The 22,818-nt window shown below is 48.6% G+C and carries 17 protein-coding genes and 2 tRNA genes; 12 read left to right on the forward strand and 7 right to left on the reverse strand.

What is annotated here, in order from left to right:
* Positions 1-37: 37 nt before the first annotated feature.
* A complete protein-coding gene (locus AC4IFB_RS10600) occupies positions 38-1,822 on the reverse strand; it encodes a sodium:solute symporter family protein (RefSeq protein ID WP_490780156.1) in 1,785 nt (594 codons plus the stop codon).
* 16 nt (positions 1,823-1,838) lie between these two features.
* Positions 1,839-2,093 carry a DUF4212 domain-containing protein gene (locus AC4IFB_RS10605; protein WP_068995522.1) on the reverse strand — a complete coding sequence of 85 codons (255 nt, stop codon included), beginning with the start codon at positions 2,091-2,093 and terminating at the stop codon, positions 1,839-1,841.
* A gap of 514 nt (positions 2,094-2,607) precedes the next feature.
* Between AC4IFB_RS10605 and AC4IFB_RS10610 the strand changes: the two genes are divergently transcribed.
* Both AC4IFB_RS10610 and AC4IFB_RS10615 read left to right on the forward strand, forming a co-directional pair.
* Positions 2,608-3,069 (forward strand): tellurite resistance TerB family protein, encoded by a 462-nt coding sequence (locus tag AC4IFB_RS10610; protein WP_490780157.1) that lies wholly within the window; start codon positions 2,608-2,610, stop codon positions 3,067-3,069.
* Positions 3,070-3,180: 111 nt separating this feature from the next.
* A complete protein-coding gene (locus tag AC4IFB_RS10615) occupies positions 3,181-4,575 on the forward strand; it encodes a response regulator (RefSeq protein WP_490780158.1) in 1,395 nt (464 codons plus the stop codon).
* Positions 4,576-4,585: 10 nt separating this feature from the next.
* On the opposite strand, the gene AC4IFB_RS10620 is transcribed toward AC4IFB_RS10615, so the two are convergent.
* The 3 genes from AC4IFB_RS10620 to AC4IFB_RS10630 form a co-directional block, all read right to left on the reverse strand.
* Entirely contained in the window at positions 4,586-5,923 is a 1,338-nt protein-coding gene (locus AC4IFB_RS10620) for a sigma-54-dependent transcriptional regulator (RefSeq protein ID WP_490778471.1), read from the reverse strand.
* A 28-nt stretch (positions 5,924-5,951) separates the two neighbouring features.
* Positions 5,952-8,900 (reverse strand): ATP-binding protein, encoded by a 2,949-nt coding sequence (locus AC4IFB_RS10625; RefSeq protein WP_490778472.1) that lies wholly within the window; start codon positions 8,898-8,900, stop codon positions 5,952-5,954.
* 296 nt (positions 8,901-9,196) lie between these two features.
* On the reverse strand, positions 9,197-10,153 hold the full coding sequence (locus tag AC4IFB_RS10630) for a chemotaxis protein (RefSeq protein WP_490778473.1): 957 nt from the start codon (positions 10,151-10,153) through the stop codon (positions 9,197-9,199).
* 447 nt (positions 10,154-10,600) lie between these two features.
* Between AC4IFB_RS10630 and AC4IFB_RS10635 the strand changes: the two genes are divergently transcribed.
* From AC4IFB_RS10635 to phbB, 5 genes are all read left to right on the forward strand, one after another.
* Complete coding sequence (locus tag AC4IFB_RS10635) at positions 10,601-10,984, forward strand: DUF6394 family protein (protein WP_490778474.1); 384 nt, start codon at positions 10,601-10,603, stop codon at positions 10,982-10,984.
* Between the two features lie 20 nt (positions 10,985-11,004).
* A complete protein-coding gene (locus AC4IFB_RS10640) occupies positions 11,005-12,708 on the forward strand; it encodes a potassium channel family protein (protein WP_490780159.1) in 1,704 nt (567 codons plus the stop codon).
* Complete coding sequence (locus tag AC4IFB_RS10645; protein WP_490778476.1) at positions 12,705-13,262, forward strand: hemerythrin domain-containing protein; 558 nt, start codon at positions 12,705-12,707, stop codon at positions 13,260-13,262. The genes AC4IFB_RS10640 and AC4IFB_RS10645 overlap by 4 nt, the downstream gene beginning before the upstream one ends.
* 397 nt (positions 13,263-13,659) lie before the next feature.
* The gene (locus tag AC4IFB_RS10650) at positions 13,660-14,514 is read left to right on the forward strand and encodes a MotY family protein (RefSeq protein WP_490780160.1); all 855 of its coding nucleotides are present in this window, start codon (positions 13,660-13,662) and stop codon (positions 14,512-14,514) included.
* A gap of 528 nt (positions 14,515-15,042) precedes the next feature.
* Entirely contained in the window at positions 15,043-15,765 is a 723-nt protein-coding gene (gene phbB, locus AC4IFB_RS10655; RefSeq protein ID WP_490778478.1) for an acetoacetyl-CoA reductase, read from the forward strand.
* 239 nt (positions 15,766-16,004) lie between these two features.
* Here the strand turns inward: phbB and AC4IFB_RS10660 are convergent.
* Positions 16,005-16,080: transfer RNA gene (locus AC4IFB_RS10660), tRNA-Val, on the reverse strand.
* Positions 16,081-16,236: 156 nt separating this feature from the next.
* On the opposite strand from AC4IFB_RS10660, the gene gltX reads away from it, so the two are divergent.
* The 5 genes from gltX (at position 16,237) to purF (ending at position 21,840) form a co-directional block, all read left to right on the forward strand.
* Positions 16,237-17,649: a glutamate--tRNA ligase gene (gene gltX, locus AC4IFB_RS10665; RefSeq protein WP_490778479.1), complete on the forward strand. Its 1,413-nt coding sequence runs from the start codon at positions 16,237-16,239 to the stop codon at positions 17,647-17,649.
* A 54-nt stretch (positions 17,650-17,703) separates the two neighbouring features.
* Positions 17,704-19,404 (forward strand): glutamine--tRNA ligase/YqeY domain fusion protein, encoded by a 1,701-nt coding sequence (locus AC4IFB_RS10670; RefSeq protein ID WP_490780161.1) that lies wholly within the window; start codon positions 17,704-17,706, stop codon positions 19,402-19,404.
* A gap of 137 nt (positions 19,405-19,541) precedes the next feature.
* A tRNA-Ala gene (locus AC4IFB_RS10675) sits at positions 19,542-19,617 on the forward strand.
* Positions 19,618-19,728: 111 nt separating this feature from the next.
* Complete coding sequence (locus AC4IFB_RS10680) at positions 19,729-20,217, forward strand: CvpA family protein (protein WP_490778481.1); 489 nt, start codon at positions 19,729-19,731, stop codon at positions 20,215-20,217.
* A 108-nt stretch (positions 20,218-20,325) separates the two neighbouring features.
* Entirely contained in the window at positions 20,326-21,840 is a 1,515-nt protein-coding gene (gene purF, locus AC4IFB_RS10685; protein ID WP_490778482.1) for an amidophosphoribosyltransferase, read from the forward strand.
* Between the two features lie 70 nt (positions 21,841-21,910).
* On the opposite strand, the gene AC4IFB_RS10690 is transcribed toward purF, so the two are convergent.
* Positions 21,911-22,810 (reverse strand): TauD/TfdA family dioxygenase, encoded by a 900-nt coding sequence (locus AC4IFB_RS10690; protein ID WP_490780162.1) that lies wholly within the window; start codon positions 22,808-22,810, stop codon positions 21,911-21,913.
* Positions 22,811-22,818 lie beyond the last annotated feature (8 nt).

Below are 22,818 nucleotides of genomic sequence, written 5' to 3' on the forward strand. Positions count from 1 at the left end.
CGAAGCGGGGCCACAATGCAGACTTGCTTTATTATTATTAATGATCGGTAGCAGTACCTGCACCCTTAGGTACACGAATATCCTCTACCAGATGCTGAATGTGATCTGGTGGTGGAGCCGTAACCTTGGATACGATTATGGCAACTGCAAAGTTGACCAGCGCACCCACAGCACCAAAGGCGTTTGGTGAAATACCGAGGAACCAGCTGGGACCCATGTCACCCAGGAATGAAGTGCCTGGTATGAACATGATGCCTTTGTGCTGGAACACATACAGCATGGTGACACCGATACCTGAGATCATGCCCCAGATTGCACCGGCACGGTTCATCTTCTTATAGAAGATGCCCATCATCAGCGCAGGGAAGATGGAGCTCGCGGCCAGACCAAAGGCGATAGCCACAGTACCAGCTGCGAAATCTGGTGGATGAAGACCGAAGTAACCCGCCATACCGATGGCGCCTGCCATTGCTATACGTCCAGCCATCAGCTCATTCTTCTCTGAGATATCGGGCATGAATACGCCCTTCAGGAGGTCATGTGAGATGGATGATGCGATAGCAAGCAACAGGCCAGCAGCTGTAGAGAGCGCCGCAGCAAGTCCACCGGCAACTACCAGTGCGATTACCCAGTTAGGTAACTTAGCGATTTCCGGGTTGGCCAGAACCATGATGTCACGGTCAACCTTGGTCATCTCGTTGCCTTTCCAACCCCAGGCTTCAGCCTTGGCAGAAAACTCAGCGTTTTTGTCGTTGTAGTACTGGATACGGCCGTCACCGTTCTTGTCTTCCCATTGGAGCAGACCGGTTTTCTCCCAGTTCAGCATCCATTGAGGGACATTCGCGATTTCAATATTGCCTTCGACAGATCCTACTTCACCAGTCTGAATGGTATTCATCAGGTTCAGACGAGCCATGGAACCAACTGCAGGTGCAGTGGTGTAGAGGATGGCAATGAAGACCAGTGCCCAACCAGCAGAAGAACGTGCGTCTTTTACCTTAGGTACAGTGAAGAAACGGATGATAACGTGAGGTAGACCCGCAGTACCGATCATCAGAGAGAGGGTATAGACAAACATGTTGAGTTTGCTGCCCATGACCTGAGTCGTGTACTCCTTAAAGCCCAGCTCGGTTACAACCTGATCGAGTCTGTCCAGCATGAACGTACCAGAGCCATCCGCCATAGTGCTGCCTATGCCCAACTGAGGAATAGGGTTACCGGTGATATTCAGGGAGACGAATACAGCAGGTACGGTATAGGCGAAGATCAATACACAGTACTGAGCGATCTGGGTATAGGTGATACCTTTCATGCCGCCCATTACTGCATAGATGAAGACGATACCCATGCCCATGTAGAGGCCGGTGTCATAGTCAGTCTCAAGGAAGCGGGAGAAAGCTACACCGATACCTTTCATCTGACCGATAACGTAGGTTACCGATGCCAGGATCAGGCAGATAACCGCCACGATTCTGGCAGTACGAGAGTAGTAGCGATCACCGATGAACTCAGGCACGGTGAACTTACCGAACTTACGCAGGTATGGCGCCAGCAGCAGTGCCAGAAGCACATAACCACCGGTCCAGCCCATAAGAAAGACGGAAGCGCCGTAACCGTTGAATGCGATCAGACCAGCCATTGAGATGAATGACGCGGCGGACATCCAGTCTGCGGCGGTGGCCATACCGTTTGCAACGGGATGGATGCCTCGGCCGGCAGCATAGAACTCGCCGGTTGTTGCGGCACGTGCCCAGAAGGCGATGCCGATGTAGAGGGTAAATGTAAAACCCACCACAATATAAGTTAATGTTTGCAGATCCATGGATCAGTTACCCCCGTTAATCCTCATGGACATCGAATTCGACATCCAGAGCGTTCATACGTTTTGTATATACATAGATCAGCACCAGAAAGGTATAGATAGAGCCGTTCTGCGCAAACCAGAAACCCAACCCTACACCACCGATTTTGATGGTATTGAGAGGCTCAACCAAAATGATGCCGAAAAGAAACGAGCAGGCAAACCAAATCACCAATAGAATGGATACCAGGCGAATATTGGCCTTCCAATACTGTTCAGCAGTTTTGTTCATGTCATGATCACTCCGCCGTAATTTATTCAAGTATTTATCATTTAAAGCATCTGGCTCCCTGGTCGACATCCTGTCAGAGCCTTCCTGCGCTCTTATATTTCCATTCGAGCAGGTTTTTCGGGGCAGACACCCACTTGTGTGTTACCGCAGAAAAAACGGGTTACACATCGCACTATTTTGTGGCGCAATGGTCTATAAAGTCAAATAAAACAATAAGTTAAGATGTGACCCTTTATGTTGCATGGCAGCATGAGTGTTACCGGACGTAACATTGTAGGGGCTAGGCGTTACCGATTGAATCGTGTTACGTTTCTATTGGTAAGAAATATTTTTTTTAGATGAATTCAGTTTCCAAGGATTCTTTAGCTCTCTTCCCTTGATAATGGATGACGGAATAGGCTTAGCAAAAAAAATGGTTACCTAATTGGTGGATCGCTTGGTTCGTTGTCTATAGGGTAATGATGCGTGACGGTTGGCCGCTTGCTGCCAACCTATTTAATTCAGGCTGATATGCATGCTTAAAAGTGTACTCGATTATTTTAATGCCCACCTGGTTCCAGTCTCTGGTGGTAATGAAGGGGATCTTGAGGCCCAGACCCGCTTAGCTGTAGCTGTGTTGCTGATAGAGATTGCGGAGTCCGATTTCGAGAAGGCAGCAGAGGAAAAAGCAGCCATACTGGAAGCCATTGAACAACAGTTTCAGCTTGATCCCAGTGAATCAAAGAGATTGATGCAACTCGCTGAGCAGGAGCATGCCCAGTCCACTGACTACTTTCAATTCACATCATTGATCAATAAAAGCTATTCTCAGGAGAAAAAAGTCAAGATTATCGAGGCCTTATGGCAAGTTGCTTATGCCGATCAACATCTACACCACTATGAAGAGCATGTCATAAGGCGACTGGCTGATCTGATCTATGTCTCACACAGTGATTTTCTGGCTGCAAAGCACCGGGTAATGGCTGAACGTGGTTGAAGTAATATTGGCGGATTGGTGACTCCCTTTCCTATTGCCTCCGATAGTTCATGGTATATTCCTCTTAGTGTTAACAGGCCCTAATATAACTACCCTGAAGATGTTTATACTATGTCAAACCTGAGTAAATCTGGTGGCCGGAAAGGTACTTCCTCCAATAAAGGTCGTTTGCTGATCGTGGATGACGAAACCCGTCATGCTGAGAGTCTTGCAACAATGGTGGAGAGTTGGGGGTATGATGTTGAAACTGCTTCTGATGGTGCCAAAGCTGCAGGTTTGCTGGTTACTCGTAACTTCGATTTAATCCTGCTTGATCTGCATATGCCTGTAGCTGATGGTTTTCAGGTTATGGATTTTGTTCGCAAGCGCCAGCTGTCAACCCGCATAATCACTATTTCAGGTGATCCCTCTCTTGATGATGCTATTCAATCCCTTAAAAAAGGGGCAGATCACTTTATCCGTAAACCGGTTACACCTGTGGATCTGTTGCAGGCAATCGATGAGAGTTTACGCAAGCAGGTCAAGGATGAGCAACTCGACCGGGTGAAGAAAAAGGCTGAGATTCAGTCCAGTCTTCATCGCATGATGTTCGACGTCGCTCCGAATATTCAATTTTTACTCGATACCAAAGGTAAATTTCGGATGGTGAATGGTGTTTTCACCAAGGTCACTGGCTACACCAAACAGGAGATTCTAGGTAAGCACTGGAGCGCCCTGGTGGAGGCCGATGAGGTAAAGCGTATGCACCATGTTTTCGAGGAGCGTCGCAGTAGTCCTGAGCGGTTCCCTGAGGTTGAGATGAGGTTACGCTGTAGCGAAAGTACAGAGGGTCAATCCGAGATGAAATCAAAAAGCATCCTGGTGGCCATGCAATCAAAAAGACTCTACTCCCGCAGTGGTGATAAAAGAGTCTTTTTTGGTACCTATGGTGTGGCTCGGGATATTACTCAATACAACAAACTTGAGGAGCTGAACAAGTATCAGGAGTTTCATGACAGCCTAACCGGCCTGCCAAACAGAGTGCTGTTCGATGACTACCTCAATTTCGCATTTACTCAGGCAAAGCAGGAGAGTGGCCTTTTAAGTTTGCTGAATATTGTGATTGTGGATCTCAAGCAGGTGAATGAATCATACGGTCATGGGGTAGGGGATACATATCTTCAGGCACTTGCGAGCAGGCTTAAGCAGCTGGTTCGTAAGGGTGATATCATCGCGCGGGTCGATGGCAGTGAGTTTGTTGTGCTGCTACCCTACATCAAACAGGATAAATCGGTAATCCACATCTCAGAGAAGATTCGGGTTGGCCTCAGCAAGCCTGTTGTGATCAATGGTCAAACTCTATCGCCTCAATTGAGTATTGGCACTTCAATCTATCCAAATGATGCAGAGAGTACCGAGGATCTCCTCCGTTTTGCTCAAACCAATCATGGTTTCAATACGCAGTCGAAACAGCGTCATCTCCTGCATAATTCGAACTGGATCAAGTTGATTAAATCCCAGTCCTGATAACCAGGGACTAACTCTTTTTCCCTTTCTTCTCTCGTGGTATCCCGAACCGCTGACGTCTTTCCCATAGGGCTTTTCGACTGATGCCCAGCTTTTTTGCCAGTTCGGTTTCAGTCATGTGTTCCTGATTATCCAACACGAAGTGACGAAAATAATCTTCCAGTGAGAGATTGTCACTACTATCCCCAATCCTGTTCTGTCCGGTACTGATATGGTGATCAATGGCCAGTAGTTCTGGTGTGATGTGCTCCTCTTCACAGAGAATGACGGCTCTTTCAATGGTATTGGCCAGCTCTCGTACATTGCCGGGCCAGTGGTAACGGCGAATCGCCTCAAGTGCACTGCGACTCAGAGAGAGGGAGGGGCGATTGAGCTGATTGCAGGACTTACTCAGCAGGTACATCGCAAGGGCCTTGATGTCGTTTCCCCTCTCTCGAAGTGGTGGCAGGGCCATTTCAACCACTCTCAAGCGAAAATATAGATCGCTACGAAAACTCTGCTGTTGTACCAGTTTGCGGACGTCCTGGTGGGTTGCTGCAATGATACGGATATCTGAGTGGCTTCGGTCACTCTCTTGTTGAGTTGAATAATCATCCCCTTGTAACACCCGCAACAGGCGTGCCTGCGCCGCCAGTGACAACTCTCCGACCTGATCCATGAAGAGGGTGCCACCTTGAGCCTTCCCCAACAGGCCAACCCGTTCGCTCTTCCGCTCATCTTGTTGACCGAAGAGCTCAGCTTCAACCTGATGTTCGGGAAGTGCAGCACAATTGAAGACGACAAAAGGGGATTGGCATCGATGGCTTCTTTCGTGCAGGGCTCTGGCAACCAACTCCTTGCCTGTGCCTGATTCGCCAAGGATGAGTACTGTGGCATCGGTTGGCGCTACTTTATCGATGCGCCGGAATACATCGACCATTGCCGGGCACTCTCCTATCATGCCCCGTACAGGGTAGCTCTTTTCAACTTCAGATTTGAGCACTTCCTGCTGCCGAAGTTGACGGTCCTGTTGAATGACGCGCTCCACCACCATCAGCATCTCATCGTGATCGAAGGGTTTGGCGATATAGTCTATAGCGCCCAGTTTCATAGCATCGACAGCAGAGCGGATACTGGCATAGCTGGTCATGATCAAAACCGGTGTAGGGGCTGCGATGTCGATTATTGTGGTGCCAGGATCCCCAGGAAGGCGAACGTCGCTGATGATCAGGTCGAAGTTTTTCAGGGGTAGCTGCTTCGCTTCTTCAACTGATCCTGCCTCGCTGACATTATAATCATTGCGCTCCAACAACCGTTTTACTGCACGTCGGATAACCGTTTCATCTTCAATGATCAATATATGCTTCATGGTGTGATCCAGGGCCAGTTGATGTTATTTATGCGTTTTCACTATGATAAATTTTCGGTAGATCCATCATCACCCGTGTTCCCTGATCTTTTTCGGAATCAATTGTGATGGCTCCTTTATGGTCGGAGATGATCTTATAGGCAATAGCCAAACCAAGGCCGGTTCCTTCCCCTGGTGGTTTGGTTGTGAAGAAGGGTTCAAAAAGATAGCCCAGGTTCTCTTCTGATATGCCTTCACCTTGATCAATGATCTCAATTCTGGCCAGATCTCCAATCTCACTGACCCTGATCATGACTTGATCTCCAGGTGATGAGGCATGACAGGCATTGGTCAGCACATTGACTAAAACTTGCGAGATTCCTTGGCGATCCCCTTCAATTGTCAACTCTGAAGTGCAGTCATTTTTAAAACGAATCTGGCGTCCGTGATGGGTCAGTTTGACCAGGCGAATCGCCTCGTCCACTACCTCCTGGACTGAGAAAAGCTGAGTATTGGCACCAATGCCACCGCTACGGCTGAAGTTCATCAGGGTTTTAACAATGGCAGTAATCCGTTGGGTCTGATTGAGTATCTCCTCGATACTCTCCTTGATTATATTTGGATCATCTTCATGGCGAAGGTTCTGTGCTAATGAGGCGATACCGGTTACCGGGTTCCCGATCTCATGGGCTACGCCGGCAGCTAATCGACCAATCGAAGCGAGCCGCTCACTGTGAGCCAGTTCAGCCTCCAGTGTCTCCAGGTCGGTCAGATCCTCCATCAGCATGACTTGGCTTGTGCGAGCCTCTTCCACTGGGTGATCAACCGGCATCGGGGCAGGTATTGCTGCTTTATGCAGGTTGAACCAACGACTCTTTGTTTCGTGTGTAATTTCGAGATGATGAATATGCTCATCAGTGGCTTTCGCAAAGCCAGCTAGCAGATGTCCCCAGGGCTCAGGTAGGCGATGTAGTGAAACACCTATTGCATCTCGTGCATGGACTCCGGTCATTACCTCCATTGCCAGATTCCAGATAGTCACCATGCGCAGCCGGTCTATCGTACAGACACCCAGGGGGAGATCGAGGAGAATCTGTCGATGATAGCGGCGCAGATTATCCAGATCTGCACTCAGGCCACGGAGACGAGAACGGGAGTGTTCCAGCTGATCTTCGATAAAGCGCATCGAATCAGCCAATGCGGTTTGGGTATGTATATCAAGCTGCAACCTTCGGTTGATGATCATATGGGCGAGCTGAGGCCCAAGCAGACCGGAAAGATTGCGCTCAATCCGTTCACGCAGTCGTCGTAACTGTGAAGGTCGTGTTTCTGAATGGGCAAGACTAAGATCTCTCAGAGCCTGCTCCACCTCTCTGTGTGCAGCTTCGTGCCCCAGCATTTGTGCCAGCTGCTTTGTGAACTGGGCAGTTGAACCGACACTGACCATGCCCCCCATGGGTACCAGAGATTCACTACAACAGGCACTGGCAGCCTCTTTTTCACCGATACTCTGAGTACTGATCAGTGAGCCAAATACAAACAGAAGTGTATTCAGCGAAAGTGACCAGAAGGTGGCGAACTCCCATTGATCCATGCCCGATGCCAGCCTTAAACCCGGGATATCAAATTCTGTTCGGATAAAGCCTGAGTTTTCCAGTAGAGGAAGCAGTAGTGTTGCAGACCAGATGGCAATACCAGCGAGCAAACCTATGATGAATCCAAATCGTGTGGCACGACGCCAGTAGAGTAGTCCGACTACTCCAGGTAGAAATTGGGCTACAGCTACGAATGAAATCAGACCAAGTTGAACCAGGCTATCATGCTTTTCCAGTAGTATGTAAAAACCGTACCCGGCCATGATGATCAGTGCGATCAATAATCGCCGTCCCAACAACAGCCATCGATATAGATTAACCGCTGGATCGGGAAAGTTTGTAGGCAGCAGAATGTGGTTCAGGGTCATTGATGAGAGTGCCAGGGTGGTGATGATCATCATTGCACTGGCAGAAGAGACACCACCGATAAAAGCAAGCACAGGCAACCAGCTAGGGCCTCTCTCAAGACTGATACCCAGGGCGAAGAAGTCAGGATGGATGGGTAGTTCAATAGCTACTCCAGCCCATAGTATGATCGGGATGGGCAGGTTGATCAGCAGCAGAAAAAGGGGAAATGCCCAGCTGGCTGTACGTAAGGCCTTGGGTTCCAGGTTTTCTGTGAACAGCATGTGGAATTGGCGTGGCAGAAGGAAGGCCGCTGCGAAGGCCAACAATATGAGTGTTGCCCAGGGACCCTCTCTTACTGGAGCATAGAGTTTCTCAAGTGCTTCAGGGTGCTCAGCCAGCCACTGTTCTAAACCACCGAAACCACCAAAAACGCCAAACAGTGCAGTCAAACCGATAACAAGCATTGCAACCAGCTTAACTATTGATTCAAAGGCGATCGCCAATACCAAGCCACGATGCTTCTCTCGACTGGTGCTGTGCCGGGCACCGAACAGAATAGCGAACACCACCAGTGTGGCACAGAAAATAAATGCAAGTATGCGCGGGGCGACTGTTTGGCTTGCGACTTGAAGAGAGTCGGTGACGGCTCTTATCTGTAATGCAATATAGGGTAAGGTGCCAAGCAGCATGAAGAGTGTGACCAGAATACCAGCGAGCTGACTTCGGTAGCGGAATGCAAATAGGTCTGCCAGTGAAGTGAGTTGGTACTCGCGAGTCAGTCTGAGTATCGGTTGAAACAGAATTGGCGTCAGCGCAAATGCCAGGGTAACGCCAAGATAGATGGTTAGAAACAGGTAACCCTGGGTTTGGGCAAAGCTAACGCTACCGTAATAAGTCCAGGAGGTCGCATAGACACCGAGCGAGAGGACATAGATGCTCGGATGTCGGATAAAACGTTCAGGAATCCGTCCACTGTCTGCAGCAAAGGCAATAAGAAACAGTATTGCCAGATAGAGAAAACTGATGCCAAAGAGTAGCCAGAGATCATGATTCATGGTGTCGATGATTCACCCAGGCGATGAATAGGATGACACCAAACCAAAGCAGATAGGGTAGGTACCAGTGGTGGCCAGGGGAGGTCCACCACACCATAACCGGTGTGGAGAAGAGCAACAGGATAAGAAGGACGAGGGCTAAAGTCCTGTCTATTTGTCGGTCAGGTGGTTGCGAATCTGGCATCTGAGAAGCGTAGCAGTTGTTACCTAAGGTAACAACCGTTGCATTCAAAGAGCTTGCGGATTTTTAAATGGATTGCAAAGAGACACCTCTTTAAAGGTGTCTCTCAGGTCAATTACTTTTTAACACTGGCGACCATTTCATGCAGTTTGGCCGACAGTTCTGTGGGTTCGAATTTGGGCACATAGGCATCTGCGCCTACGCCCTTACCCAGAGCCATATTGGCATCTGCAGAGAGTGACGAGTGCATGATGATTGGTATGTCACTGAAACGTGCATCATCTTTGATTTTCTTGGTCAACACATAGCCATCCATTTCTGGCATCTCTACATCGGTCAGAATAATCTGCACGAAATCGCTCGCTTTGTGGTCTGTCGCGTCAGCCCGATCAGCGATCTCCTTGAGTTTGCTCCAGGCTTCGGCACCATTGGAGGTGCTGATATATTTCATGCCCATATGGTCGAGGGTGCGAATAATCTGGTCTCGAGCCACGGCTGAATCGTCTGCAAAGAGTAGGGTAACATCGTTATCTTCGACCCGTGTGATGCCATCGAAAATATCTGAGCCCTGGCCAAAACCAGAGGTTTGGCTCAGTACCATCTCCACATCCATGATCATAACCAGGCGCTTGTCCTTCAGTTCAGTTACAGCAGTCACCAGTCCGCCGTGCTGTTGCGCCATCATCGGTGGGGGAACTTTGACGTCTTCCCAGGCAAGACGCTCGATAGTATCCACAGCATGTACAAGAAAACCTTGTACATTTTTGTTGTATTCGGTAACGATCAGAATGCTGGGCTTCTCCTCTGTCTGAACGCCACAGAAATCGGGAAGATTGATTACCGGAATCATATTGCCTCGTAGGCTCACCATCCCCTCAACAGAGGCAGGCATGTCCGGAGCATGGGTAATTTCAGGTACCAGCATGACCTCTCGAACTTTGAAAACGTTGACCCCATAGGTCTCTTCGCGGCCAGTTCTGACATCCTTTCCAAGGCTGAAAAGGAGAACCTCTAAGCGATTGGTGCCCGCCAAGCGAGTACGGTCATCTACAGATTTAATAAAATTGGACATTTTTTAGTTACCAAAATTAGTCGCATTACAGGACGGTGGGCGTTTCGACTGCATCGTAAGTAGTCGCCCCGACTGATGTTTGTAGCGGTCGATTTTATGAAATCTTTAGAAGATCACATTTAGATTTTAGTGCTTTTTCCTTGTCTTGCGTGGTGTAGCAACAGATCAACTGCTGAAGTCACGACTTCTACTAGTCAGTCAGATGTTTTTAGTTAAAAACAGCAGATAAACCACTGGAAAAAGGCTATCTTTTACTCCAAGATTGATTAAAGGAAGCTCTGATTATGTCGTGGATCGACATCTTGCCACCAAGATCTGTTCGGTCCAGACATAATCAGAGCTTCCTGAATATAGCCGCTCGGCAATATCCGGGCCTCGAAATGAACGATGGTTTTTGAGGCTCTTCAATGCTGTGATCCGGTTTTGAGACATTAGAGGAGAAAACGAGTGAATCCGGAAAAGGTCCTGTTTGGTTTTTTTATTGTGCTTGCCCTGACGCTCAATTTCGGTTTTTTTGTCGGCGAACTGGATAATCCTGATCACCACCACGTGTATGAACTGTTTGCGGTTATTGTGGTGAACCTGGTAGCTACAGTATTGAAATTTGGTGACCGCACCCAGATGGGGGCAGTGTTACTGGCGACCAGCCTGGTGGCACTATTACAGCTGTTTGCGGCAGCATTGGTTTGGACTGTGGCTGTGCATGTTACCGAGACCGGGCTGACCACAGTTACTATGGCCAGTATTGTTTCACTCTCTGGCGGGGCGATGCTAGCTAATGTTGTCTCAGTGATTCTGCTGATCATCGAAACGGTTATGTTGCGTCGCTGAAGCGACCAGACAAAGACTCGATGAACAATATTATCTTCCTCATTTTTCGGCGTATGCGAGCGCCGCTTTTGACCTTGGTACTGGCCTACTCAATCGCCATGCTTGGGTTGGTTCTGATTCCTGGTGAGGATGCAGATGGTAATGTCTGGCATATGGATTTTTTCCATGCTTTCTATTTTGTCAGCTTCATGTCGAGCACTATTGGATTTGGTGAGCTGCCTTACCCATTCACAGCAGGGCAGCGTTTGTGGGTCAGTTTTTCAATCTTCTTTACGGTGGTTGTCTGGCTCTACTCAATTGGTACTGTATTGGCTTTACTCAAGGATGAGACCTTTCAAAGAGCATTAACTGAGAGGCGATTTGCTCGAAAAATCAGCAGATTGAGAGAGTCATTTTACCTGGTTTGTGGTTATGGACAGACGGGTGAGGCACTGGTCAAAGCGCTAACAGAGCGTAGCCAGCATGCGGTGGTGATTGATGTTCTTCAAGAGCGGGTAAATCTACTCAAATTGGAGAATCTGCGAGAGTATGTACCCGGTTTATCTGCAGATGCTCGCTTACCTGCTCATTTGGTGGAAGCAGGTCTGTTGCACCCGCTCTGTGAGGGGGTGGTGGCATTGACCAACTCCAATGAAACCAATCTCAAGATAGCCATCACTTCCAAGTTACTGCACCCTGATATCGACGTGATATGCCGGGCAGATTCCCATGATATCGAAAAGAATATGGCCTCTTTCGGGACCGATTACATCATTGATCCCTTTGATGCATTTGCCCTCTATCTGGCTACAGCCGTTCAGGCACCCTGTCTTAGTCTGCTGCAGGATTGGTTGTCTCTGGGTAAGAGAGATATGCTCAGTGAGCCTGTTCATCCCCCCAGAAAAGGGCTGTGGGTGATTTGCGGTTACGGCAGGTTCGGTAAGGCGGTATACGATAAGCTGGTGAAGGAAGATTTTGAGGTTGTAGTGATTGAGGCTGAGCCGGATATTACTGGTAGCCCTCACTCCCCAATGGTGGTTGGGCGTGGCACCGAGGCGGATACCTTGCTTGAAGCAAGCGTTGATCGAGCCGTAGGTCTGGTGGCGGGAACTGATAACGACGCCAATAACCTATCCATAATCATGACAGCCCGGGGATTGAATGCAGACCTGTTTGTCATCCTGCGCCAGAATCGCAAGCATAATGATCCGGTGATTCAGGCCGTTGGTGCGGATATGGTGATGCTGCCCAGTGAAATCATTGCTAATCGGATACGGGTATTATTGGGTGCACCTATGCAACATCAGTTCGTCACGATGGTGATGCACCAGGATGATGAATGGGCCTGTCAGCTGATCAGTCGTATTTCTGCCTTGGTGTCTGATCACGCCCCGGATGTATGGGAAGTAGCATTTGCGGAGCATGATACCCATGCCGTGTGCCAATATGTGCGTGAGGGGCGTAATCTCACATTGGGTGAGTTGATCAGAGACCCCAGGAACAGGGAAAAAATGTTGCCTTGTATTCCCCTGATGTTATTGAGGCATAATGAGTATAGTCTGTTGCCTGAAGAGGACCTGATTGTTCAAAAGGATGATCGGTTGCTATTCTGCGGAAAGGTGTCAGCAAGAAATCGCATGGAGTGGACACTGCAAAATGAGAACGCGCTGAACTATATTCTAACTGGGGAGACCAGTCCGCAGGGCTGGGTCTGGCGCCAATTAAGAAAAAGAGAGGTGACATGAGCCCACTATTGGAAAAACTTCACCGAGACCACGTAAATCTCGCTCGACTGCTTGATCTGCTATCTACTGAGCTCGATGCCCTGGCAGCAGGCCATGAATCCAATTTCGATTTGAAAATCGAGATGGTGGATTATATCGAACACTATGCTGAGAAAGTGCATCATCCCACTGAAGATCAAATCAACAGTGTCGCCTTCAAAAAGAGATCAATGGAGCCCCACGCTGCACTTTATGAGCGAATCTGCCGCGAACATGTCAGCCTGTTAGGATTGGCCAATCGCTTTCGAACCACATTGGAGGGTGCCATGCAGGGCGCGGTGTTGTTGCGTGATGAGGTCGAGACTCAAGGGCGGGAGTTTGTTGCGCTGCAGCGCCAGCATATTGATATTGAAGAGGAAGAGGTCTTTCCGCTGGTTGATCAGGCGTTGAATGAAAAAGAGTGGAAAAAGCTGGAAGAAGAAGTTACCCATGGTGACGACCCGGTCTTTCACCGCCAGGACTACAATCGATTTCGCAGTCTGATCGATTATCTCAAGTCCCATGAAGATGAGTAGCTCGATCGAAATCGTCCTGCTGAGGCATTTCATTGTTTCAACTCAATAGCAGCATTACTATCCCCAAGGGTGTGGCCAGGCCACACTTGGTTGGAAATATAAGTGAATTGCAACTACTCACAATACAACATCAAACCTCTTCAAAGCCTCCCTTGTGAGGGCGGTGCTAAAGGCAAAAGTGACTTCTCCTCAAAATAGGCACTTTGCCCAATACCCAAATTTACCCCACTGCCCGCCAGGTTTGAGTAAAGGATCGAAACAGGTTGGCCGATAGCCTTTTCAGATGCCTCTCTACAGCGGTAGAGATTAAGCTCAATTTTTAGTCTATGTCGGTTTGGTGATGACTGGTTATCTGCAAAAAAGTAAGTTCAACTTCCTAATATATAGTTTCGTCGTCATGCTTTGGCTGCCAAGAGTCACTCTGTTTGGGGCCACCCAGCTTGAATCTCAGATCTATATGGCGGGCATGCACGAGTCAGAGTGGATATTTGCCGGATCTGACATCAGCTGCGAATTGCGTCATCAAATACCCCAATTTGGTCAAGCAATTTTCCGCCGCATTGCGGGAGATGATCTCAACTTCCGAATTAATAGCTTCCAGCCTATACCGGAGAGGCTGGAAGGCGTTTTGCGGGAGGTGTCACCCTCCTGGGAACATCAGCCACCCGATGAGTTGCAGCAACATATGAAGATCAACTCGGGTATGCAGCCAGTTCGGCTTGGACGAAAACCGGCTGGATGGCTGCTCACATCCCTCTCTAAAGGGCAGGTTGGCAGTTTTGACTTCCTCGATTGGGACGATAGTCGCAGAGAGGTCAACGTGCGTCTCTCTCCCGTTCAATTCCAAAAACCATATCGGCAGTTCAAGCAGTGTCTAAGTCAGCTCTCAAGTGAGGGTTTTGAATCATTTCAACACTCGACAGTCTTTTTTCCATTGGACATTCATAAGCTTGATAAACAGGCCAAACAGAGATTGGATCGCTTGATTAAATATATCCAAGCTGATGAAAGGCTGGCTGGAATCATGATTTCGGGTCATGCTGATGACCAGGGAACTCGTCGCTATAACAAGCGATTGTCAGCCAGAAGGGCTAAGAGTGTCTCCAGCTACCTGATTTCGAAGGGTATCGAAGCCGGATTGATAAAACAGCGTCATTATGGTGAATCAAGACCGGCAATAGCGAAACGTACTGAACAAGCCAGGGCGGCAAATCGTCGGGCAAATATCAGTCTGTCCCGGCGGGGCAGTTAAAACTAAAAAAATCAGTTGACCGCTCCATTCGAATAGCAGGCTATTCCAAGTAGTTGTTTGCTGTGCTGGAGCGACCCTTGCCCTGCATCACCACAAACGTACACATCACGCGGCCCAACTGATCTTTTAGGTTAAAGGGCTTTGATCGCTTTTCTCATATTATTTTTCATCTTAGTAGGGCCCCGCTCTACAGCAGACAAAGGGATCAAAAAAACAAACCAGGATGGTTAACCTGGGACGAATTTTTTCAATAGTCTTGCTTGCTGAGCAGCTAACCCTGAATCTCTGAGCCGGGATTAGGTCTCTTTATGGCTTTAACGTTACATCTTGACTAGAATGTTTTTTATGTGCTTATGCGAGCATAGAAAATATTAATAAATTGGCTTCTCAGGATCACATCGTGATGGTTTCAATTCCGAGGCCTGAACCGGCTTGATTGTGAATATTGCTCACAGAGAAATTTTTACTTCTCGCGGAATTCTGATCTGCCAGGACACCAACAAATAATAATTGATGAGGAGATGATTCATGGCACGAGTTGCACTTGTTACAGGAGGCACCCGAGGCATTGGTGAGGCGATAAGTCTGGCGTTGAAAGAGGCTGGTTATAGTGTCGCAGCCAACTACGGCGGAAATCAGCAGGCAGCAGATGCATTTACACAGGCAAACGGAATACCAAGTTATCAATTTGATGTCAGTGATTATGAGGCTGTCAAAGCGGGCATCGCCAAGATTGAGGAAGATCTAGGCCCGATAGAGATACTGGTCAATAACGCCGGTATCACCCGAGACAGCACTATGCATAAGATGACTTTTGAAAACTGGGATAAAGTTATCCAGACAAATCTCGCCTCCTGCTTCAATAGCTGTAATGCTGTGATCAACGGCATGCGCGAACGAGGCTTTGGCCGTATTGTCAATATTGGTTCGGTAAATGGTCAGGCCGGTCAATACGGACAGGTAAACTACGCTGCAGCAAAATCGGGCATACATGGGTTTACCAAGGCGCTTGCTCAAGAAGGTGCAGCTAAGGGGATTACGGTCAACGCAGTTGCTCCCGGTTATGTATCTACTGATATGGTGCGCGCCGTACCGGAAGCTGTGTTGGAAAAAATTATCAAGACAATTCCTGTTGGACGATTGGGTGAACCTGAGGATATCGCTCGTACTGTTCTATTCCTGATTGCTGATGAGGCCAGCTTTATAACCGGTTCGACGCTCTCAGTGAATGGCGGTCAGCATATGTATTGATTGCAGTATTACCTGCAGCTATCTGCTTTTGCCAGGTTAATACTGGCTTTAAAAATGTATGAGTCACAGATCAATGCCATCGTAGGTTGGATGACAGATGTCACGCAGATGATGAAGATTGTGGCTGAAGAGTTGAACAAGAATGCCCTTAAAATAAGTCAGGTGGACGATTTCACTGCAGTGGGGGCAACAGGGCCGATTCGATTGGTGTTAACAGGCCCTTGGGGCTTTCGTATAGATGGTGGGCGCAACAGGGATCGAACCTGTGACCTCTGCAATGTGACTGCAGCGCTCTCCCAGCTGAGCTATGCGCCCTGATCAGGTGAAGGCGCATTCTAGTTAGGTACCTGGATCAGGTCAATTGATTGGATTTGTGACTATTTCCGAATTGAATGCCATTACCAGCTTCCGAAACAGTCCGGGTCTGATAGAATTCCAGGTTTGCTCTTAACTGGATGTAATTACCAGACTATGACTGTCCGTACCCGATTTGCTCCCAGCCCCACCGGCTATCTTCATGTGGGCGGTGCCCGCACGGCCCTGTTTTCCTGGCTCTACGCCCGCAAGCATGGCGGTAAATTTGTTTTGCGTATCGAAGATACAGACCTGGAACGTTCAACAGCAGAGTCTGTGAATGCGATCCTGGAGGGGATGACCTGGCTTGGTCTCGAATATGATGAGGGGCCGTTTTACCAGACCAAGCGCTTTGACCGTTACCATGAAGTAATCGACGATCTTCTCGCCCGGGGCCTGGCATATCGCTGTAACTGCAGCCGGGAGCGCCTGGATAATTTAAGAGAAGAGGCGATGAGTCGTAAGGAGAAACCTCGTTATGATGGCCATTGCCGGAATCATGAGGTAAGCCCCGATGAGCCTCATGTGATCCGTTTCCGCAATCCTGACACAGGTGTGGTGCTGGTCGATGACCTGATTCGAGGCCGGGTCAGCTTCAATAATGAGGAGTTGGATGATCTGATCATTCGACGTACTGATGGCTCTCCCACCTATAACCTGACCGTGGTGGTTGATGATCTCGACATGCAGATCAGTCATGTGATTCGAGGAGATGACCATCTCAACAACACACCCAGGCAGATCAATATTCTGCGGGCATTGAACGCAGAACCACCAATTTATGGCCATGTCCCAATGATACTCGGGGATGATGGCGCAAGATTGTCAAAACGCCATGGGGCAGTGAGTGTGATGCAGTATCGACAGGAAGGCTTTCTTCCCGAGGCTCTACTCAACTATCTGGTGCGATTGGGTTGGTCCCATGGTGATCAAGAGATCTTTTCCATCGATGAGATGATCGAGTTGTTTGATATCGATGCCGTCAACAAGGCTGCATCCAGCTTCAACACCGATAAACTATTATGGTTGAATCAACACTACATCAAACAGGATGATCCGAAACGTATCGCACATCTGCTCAGTCCTCATATGGGGGATCTGGGTATAGATCCAGCTGTGGGTGCAGATCTGACGAAGGTTGCTGAAGCTCATCAGGAGAGGGCCAGGACGCTCGTGGAGATGGCAGAGATGAGTGCGTTCTGCTACCAAGACTATGAAGAGTTCGAAGAGAAAGCGGCCAAGAAGCATCTGCGTGGCGTGGCCAGAGAGCCACTGGAAAAGATGCGTGAGGCACTTTCCGTATTGGATGATTGGCGTGAGGAGACTCTACACAGTGTTGTGGAACAGGTGTCTGCCGCTCTGGAATTGAAGATGGGAAAGGTTGCTCAACCATTACGGGTAGCGGTGGTTGGACGGGCAGCATCACCGGGTATAGATACAACACTATATTTGGTTGGAAAAGAGGCCTGCTTGCGACGAATCGACAAAGCACTTGACTATATTACGCAGCGAGAAGCTGCTGCGGGTTAATGCTAACCAGGCCATAAGTATCATTTCTGTACACTATTACAAGAAGCCAACATTATGAGCGAAACGGATCACAGCAACAGCGCTACAACGAATTTTATTCGACAGATCATCGAGCAGGATCTCAAGCAAGGAAAAAACGATGGGCGGGTGCACACTCGCTTTCCTCCTGAGCCGAACGGTTATCTGCACATCGGTCATGCCAAATCGATAGTACTCAATTTTGGGGTCGCTCAGGACTATAGCGGTCTGTGCAATCTTCGCTTTGATGATACCAACCCCCATAAAGAGAATATGGAGTTCGTCAAAAGCATCCAAGAGGATGTACGCTGGCTCGGATACGATTGGCAGGAGAGACTGTTTTACGCCTCAGACTATTTTCAGCAGCTCTACGATTTTGCAGTGGAGCTGATCAAGGCAGGTAAAGCCTTTGTCTGTGATCTGGATGGGGAGGAGATGCGCGCCTATCGGGGCACATTGACCGAGCCAGGTCGGGAAAGTCCCTATCGTGATCGCTCAGTTGAGGAGAATCTCGATCTGTTTGCGCGCATGAAAGCCGGTGAGTTTGCGGATGGTGAACGTGTACTCAGAGCCAAGATCGACATAGCTTCGCCGAATATGAATATGCGTGATCCCACCCTCTACCGCATTCGTCATGGCGTGATTCACCACCAGACAGGTGAAGCCTGGTGTATCTACCCAATGTATGACTACACCCATCCTGTATCTGATGCGCTTGAGGGTATTACTCACTCGCTCTGTACATTGGAGTTTGAGGATCATCGCCCTTTATACGACTGGGTGCTGGATAACATCACCATTCCCTCTCATCCCCAGCAAATCGAGTTTTCCCGACTCAATCTTGAATATACCGTGTTGAGTAAACGAAAGCTGACCCAGCTGGTGGATGAAGGCTTTGTTGAAGGCTGGGACGATCCACGCATGCCCACGGTTGCAGGCTTGAAACGACGGGGATTCACTGCGGCTTCCATTCGTGAGTTCTGCCATCGTATCGGTATCACCAAATCTGATGGTCTGGTAGAGATTGGCATGCTGGAAAACTGCATCCGTGAGGATCTTGATACCAATGCGCCTCGCCGTATGGCGGTTATGCATCCACTGAAGCTGGTTATCGAAAACTATCCAGAGGATGGTGAAGAGTTACTCGATGCACCCAACCACCCTAAAGATGAATCTATGGGGATACGTCAGGTTCCGTTCAGCAGAGAGATCGTTATCGATCAGGCTGATTTCAGGGAGCAGGCGAATAAAAAGTTCAAGCGCCTGGTCTCCGGTGGAGAGGTGCGGCTGCGAAATGCCTACGTGATCAAGTGTGAAGAGGTGGTGAAAAACAATCAGGGTGAGATTGTTGAGCTACGCTGTAGCTACGATCCAGATACCCTGGGGAAAAACCCAGAGGGGCGTAAGGTTCGAGGTGTTATACACTGGGTTTCGATGCGTCACGGAGAGAAAGGGGAGGTTCGCCTCTACGATCGACTCTTCAAACAGGCAAACGCTGATAAAGTGGAAGAGGGTGGTCACTTTACCGATAACCTCAATCCTGACTCTTTGCGCACACTGACAGATTGCTATTTCGAGCCGACGCTGGCTGAGGCTGAAGTTGGCCAAGCCTATCAATTTGAAAGAGAGGGCTACTTTATTCTCGATAGCACTGAAGCCGGTAGGGTACCAAAAGTATTTAATCGAGTTATTACCCTGAGAGATTCCTGGGCTAAAATTGAGAAGACAGGTAGCTAGTGTGGTGCGTCATACTAGTAGATTCTGTATCACAAATCCCAACAAAGTCATTGGATTAGGCATAACAGGACTAAAGTGAAACAGGTAAAAAATCAGTGGACAAGCGGGGAATTATCCCCTAATATGCCCGGCTTTCTGGGGCCATAGCTCAGCTGGGAGAGCGCAACACTGGCAGTGTTGAGGTCGGCGGTTCGATCCCGCCTGGCTCCACCAGATGCAATAAGGTCACGCCCGGACTTGATCCGGGCGCTCTTTTTCTGGGTTCTGCTGGCCTATGTTCAATAGAATGAACGCCATGTCTCGATCGCCCAATGGGGTAGCGGTATGCTCTGGATCGATATACTGATCATCGCAATTATTGCGCTCTCTGCTGTAATTAGCCTCATACGGGGTTTTATGCAGGAGGCACTCTCACTCGCAACCTGGATTGCGGCATTTACACTCGCCTGGTTATTCTTTCGTACCCTCTCAGTTGAGTTGATACCTTGGATCGACGTGCCCTCGATACGCCTTGGTGTCTCTTTCGGACTGATTCTGATCGGTGTATTGATTATTGGCGCCGTTATCAATCATTTCATGAAAGTACTGGTCGACACGACCGGATTGAGTGGTACCGATCGTCTGATCGGCATCTTTTTTGGGGTGGCGCGGGGCGCGGTAATCGTTGCAATTCTGGTCCTACTGGCCGGGTTGACCCCCTTTCCGAACGATCCTTGGTGGCATGAATCACGCCTGATACCCTATTTTCAGGAGATGGCGCTCTGGCTAAAGAGTTATTTGCCCAGTGATATTGCTGCAAACTTCGGCTACTAATCGACATGGAGAGGTCTTAATGTGTGGTTTGGGATACCCTGTCTGTCTGGGTCATCAGTTGATGGCCTGGTATGTAACTAGTCCCATACAGATCCTGGAGAACTGAACATGTGCGGTATCGTGGGTATTGTCGGTAAATCACCGGTCAACCAATCGCTCTATGATGCTTTGTTGGTGTTACAACACAGAGGTCAGGATGCTGCAGGTATCGTGACCTGTGAAAAGGGCAAATTATATTTGCGCAAGGCAAACGGATTGGCTCGAGATGTCTTTCACACGCGCCATATGATGCGTTTGAAAGGTACTATAGGCATAGGGCATGCCCGTTATCCAACAGCTGGTTGCGCATCATCGGCTGAAGCTCAACCCTTCTATGTCAATTCACCCTATGGCATTACCCTGGCGCACAATGGCAACCTCACCAATGCGAAAGAGTTGACTCGGGATCTGTTCGTCGAGGATCTGCGACATATTAACACCTCATCCGACTCGGAGATCCTGCTCAATATATTTGCCCATGAGCTGCAGATGCAGAATAAACTACGCATTGCACCTGAAGATATCTTCAAGGCAGTGGCAGGAGTGCATCGACGCTGCCGGGGTGGATATGCTGCGGTTGCTATGATTCCTGGTGTGGGATTGATCGGTTTTCGTGATCCTTATGCCATACGTCCGATAGTTTACGGTAAACGTGAGACCGATAAGGGCACAGAATATATGATCGCTTCCGAGAGTGTTGCTTTGAATGCCCTTGGATTCCAGCGGGTCCGGGATTTGGAGCCGGGTGAGGCGATATTCATCAGTAAAGAGGGGCAGTTCCATGCTCAACAGTGTGCCGCTAACCCAGTAAAATCACCCTGCATATTCGAATTTGTCTATTTTGCACGTCCAGACTCGATCATCGACAATGTATTTGTGCATAAAGCCCGATCCAGAATGGGCAAGAAGCTGGCAAAGAAGATCCAGCGGGAGTGGCCTGACCACGATGTGGATGTGGTGATACCAATCCCCGATACCAGCCGCACCGCGGCATTGACCCTGGCTAATGAATTGAAAATCCGCTACACAGAGGGTTTTATAAAAAACCGTTATATCGGGCGAACCTTTATTATGCCTGGGCAGACGGTTAGAAAAAAATCAGTAAGACAGAAACTGAATGCCATCGATTTGGAGTTCAAGGGTAAGAATGTACTGCTGGTTGATGATTCAGTAGTACGTGGAACTACTTCTCAACAGATTGTTCAGATGGCTCGTGAGGCTGGTGCAAAGCGAGTCTATTTCGCTTCCGCTGCACCACCTGTGATCTATCCGAATGTGTATGGCATCGATATGCCATCAGCGAGTGAACTGGTCGCTCATGATCGCACCGTCGGAGAGGTTCAGGAGATTATTGGTGCCGATCGCATGATCTACCAGGATCTGCAAGATTTGATTGATGCGGTTTTAAAGAAAGGTAAAACAGACATCGAGCGTTTTGATACCTCAGTCTTCAATGGCGATTATGTAACTGGTGATGTCAGCGAAACCTATCTTGAGCAACTCGAACTGCTGCGCAACGATGGTGCCAAAAAGCAGAATGAAATTGCAGATAAATCTATTTTGGATCTACATAACGACAGTTGAAGATTGATTGCTCGATAGTGATTCTGATGATGTACGTGGTCGCCTGGTCAGTTAAGACCATCAAAAAGGATCAGTTGTACTGGGGTATAGAGTTATGGATTCGATCGAAATAGCGCGCTCGATAGATCAGTCTTGGATGATCTCCATCAGAAAACCCAGAGCGTGTATGCAACACGTTATTACAGATCAGCCCCTGGCCCGCTGTTAGTTTGCCTCGGAAGTGCCACTCGGATGGAGTATGAAGAGTTGACTTCAGATAACTTAAGGCTTCATTTAGTACTGGGTCATCGCGCCATGCAATGCTGCGACTTCTATCTGTATAGCGCATGTGCAAATGACCGTCAGGATATATCGCGAATACCGGTCCTGAGCGTGCGGGTCTGATCTCCTCCCCATCCACCACATTTGCAGGTATTGTCATGGCTTCCGGGTGCATTAAGGCACGGATATAATCCGGGTTTTCATCCATGATGCGAATAAATGCAATCTCGTGATCGAGAAGGTCATTTTCACCACCCTCTTCAGCTGGTTGCACACAATGCAGCAGCAGGCCGTGAATCTGATGCTCAAGGTCATTGTAATAACCATCGGTATGCCAGGCGATCGGGCGATTGGAGTAGGGTATGTAACCTTGCCTTAAGGCATCGGACTGAACCGTCAGTGAAGTGATAGCATCATTGTCGGCACACATATTGTGATCAAGATGTTGCAGGCCAAAACGATGCCCAAGATTACGAATAATCTGTTTGTCTGCATCGTGTCCCGACAGCCCTGCCCACACAGCCATGTTTGTCTTTTTACAAATGCTTTGTATCTTATCGTGCTCAGCTTGGGTCAAATGACGTGGGTCACCAATTTCAACAATAAGATCCTCAAGTGACTTAGGATAGTCGCGTAGTTTATTCTCTCGCCAAAGGAGGTAAGTATCAGAGTTCTCAGGTAAAAAAGGAGATTGCAGAGTTATAGACATAAACAGGG

It is taken from the genome of Candidatus Thiodiazotropha sp. AKIB8 (assembly GCF_058244675.1).

What these genes read in the sequence shown, in the direction of transcription:
- AC4IFB_RS10600 (WP_490780156.1), bottom strand. Translation starts at nt 1,822, where the DNA reads ATGGATCTGCAAACATTAACTTATATTGTGGTGGGTTTTACATTTACC.
- AC4IFB_RS10605 (WP_068995522.1), bottom strand. Translation starts at nt 2,093, where the DNA reads ATGAACAAAACTGCTGAACAGTATTGGAAGGCCAATATTCGCCTGGTA.
- AC4IFB_RS10610 (WP_490780157.1), top strand. Translation starts at nt 2,608, where the DNA reads ATGCTTAAAAGTGTACTCGATTATTTTAATGCCCACCTGGTTCCAGTC.
- AC4IFB_RS10615 (WP_490780158.1), top strand. Translation starts at nt 3,181, where the DNA reads ATGTCAAACCTGAGTAAATCTGGTGGCCGGAAAGGTACTTCCTCCAAT.
- AC4IFB_RS10620 (WP_490778471.1), bottom strand. Translation starts at nt 5,923, where the DNA reads ATGAAGCATATATTGATCATTGAAGATGAAACGGTTATCCGACGTGCA.
- AC4IFB_RS10625 (WP_490778472.1), bottom strand. Translation starts at nt 8,900, where the DNA reads ATGAATCATGATCTCTGGCTACTCTTTGGCATCAGTTTTCTCTATCTG.
- AC4IFB_RS10630 (WP_490778473.1), bottom strand. Translation starts at nt 10,153, where the DNA reads ATGTCCAATTTTATTAAATCTGTAGATGACCGTACTCGCTTGGCGGGC.
- AC4IFB_RS10640 (WP_490780159.1), top strand. Translation starts at nt 11,005, where the DNA reads ATGAACAATATTATCTTCCTCATTTTTCGGCGTATGCGAGCGCCGCTT.
- AC4IFB_RS10645 (WP_490778476.1), top strand. Translation starts at nt 12,705, where the DNA reads ATGAGCCCACTATTGGAAAAACTTCACCGAGACCACGTAAATCTCGCT.
- AC4IFB_RS10650 (WP_490780160.1), top strand. Translation starts at nt 13,660, where the DNA reads ATGCTTTGGCTGCCAAGAGTCACTCTGTTTGGGGCCACCCAGCTTGAA.
- phbB (WP_490778478.1), top strand. Translation starts at nt 15,043, where the DNA reads ATGGCACGAGTTGCACTTGTTACAGGAGGCACCCGAGGCATTGGTGAG.
- gltX (WP_490778479.1), top strand. Translation starts at nt 16,237, where the DNA reads ATGACTGTCCGTACCCGATTTGCTCCCAGCCCCACCGGCTATCTTCAT.
- AC4IFB_RS10670 (WP_490780161.1), top strand. Translation starts at nt 17,704, where the DNA reads ATGAGCGAAACGGATCACAGCAACAGCGCTACAACGAATTTTATTCGA.
- AC4IFB_RS10680 (WP_490778481.1), top strand. Translation starts at nt 19,729, where the DNA reads ATGCTCTGGATCGATATACTGATCATCGCAATTATTGCGCTCTCTGCT.
- purF (WP_490778482.1), top strand. Translation starts at nt 20,326, where the DNA reads ATGTGCGGTATCGTGGGTATTGTCGGTAAATCACCGGTCAACCAATCG.
- AC4IFB_RS10690 (WP_490780162.1), bottom strand. Translation starts at nt 22,810, where the DNA reads ATGTCTATAACTCTGCAATCTCCTTTTTTACCTGAGAACTCTGATACT.